The sequence below is a fragment of the Streptococcus suis genome, assembly GCF_002964045.1.
Taxonomy (GTDB): domain Bacteria; phylum Bacillota; class Bacilli; order Lactobacillales; family Streptococcaceae; genus Streptococcus; species Streptococcus suis_U.
Genome location: NZ_POPB01000017.1, coordinates 1 through 266 on the forward strand (window position 1 = coordinate 1; position 266 = coordinate 266).

A 266-nucleotide genomic window follows, 5' to 3' on the forward strand; every position below is an offset into this window, starting at 1 on the left:
CACGTTGATTCTAGAGGTTGAAGGGTTCAGCCTCTTTTTGTTTTTCCGGCAGCTTTATCGGATTAAGAATTATGCTTAGGAGGAACTATGTTAGAACTATTTAAGGCTATCAACAATCTTGTTTGGGGACCGCCTCTCTTAATACTTTTGGTCGGTACGGGTGTTTACTTTACACTCCGTTTAGGGATGTTTCAAGTTAGCAAGTTACCAACCGCCTTTCGTTTGATTTTCTCTAGTGACCAGTCTGGTCAGGGAGATGTGTCTAG

Annotated in this window: 1 pseudogene; it reads left to right on the plus strand. The window is 42.1% G+C overall.

Annotated elements, in window-relative coordinates:
• Positions 1 to 87: 87 nt before the first annotated feature.
• A pseudogene (locus C1E99_RS00060) lies at positions 88 to 266 on the plus strand (sodium:alanine symporter family protein); the annotation flags it as partial.